The following is a 669-nucleotide window of genomic DNA, read 5'->3' on the forward strand; positions in this document are numbered from 1 at the left end:
CAAGCCGTCGGACGAGCTCGACCCGCTCGCCCGCGCGGCCGGCTACGTCGACGGCGTCCGCGCGTCGTCGGTGGGCTACGCGGGCAACCGCTCGCTGGAGACGGGCGACCCCGTCCGCATCGAGGACCTGGACCTGGGAATCTGACGATCCCTCAGGTCCGGGCCGGGCCGGGCCTCTTCCCGGTCCAGGCCTCCCCGGGCCGGCCGGGTCGCCCCTTCCCGGGTTGGCCATTCTCCTTCGAGGCCTAAGTTTCTTCGCTTTGAGCCAGCTCAAAGCGAAGAAACTTAGGCCTCAAAGGGGATCGCCCCGCGGGGACATCGTCGCAGGGACCGTCGGCCGTCGGCCGTCGGCCCCGGGCTCCGGGTCAGACCAGCAGCGCGCCGATCACCACCAGCACGGGGACGCACAGCGCCGTCGTCCAGACGGTCGCGCGGGCCGCGACGCCGTCGAACACCCCGTACCGCGTCGCGTACGTCGTCACGTTGACCGCCGTCGGCAGCGCGGCCATGGTCACCACCAGGGCCAGGGCGGGCCCGTCCAGCCCCACGGCCGAGCCCAGGGCCCAGGCCGCGAGCGGGTGCAGCAGGTTGCGCACCAGCACGGCGATCGCGATGACCCAGCCCACCAGCCGGCGGCCCCGACCGGCGTCCACGCCGAGGTCGGCGTCC

General features: G+C 73.8%; 1 protein-coding gene. It reads right to left on the minus strand.

Going from position 1 to position 669, the window contains the following annotated elements; all coding sequences use genetic code 11:
- Window positions 1–365: 365 nt before the first annotated feature.
- Window positions 366–669, minus strand: a 304-nt coding sequence (locus PROKR_RS15065) for an AEC family transporter (RefSeq protein WP_036964453.1), incomplete at its 5' end; no start/stop codon positions are given.

Source organism: Promicromonospora kroppenstedtii DSM 19349 (assembly GCF_000515355.1).
Lineage (GTDB): Bacteria > Actinomycetota > Actinomycetes > Actinomycetales > Cellulomonadaceae > Promicromonospora > Promicromonospora kroppenstedtii.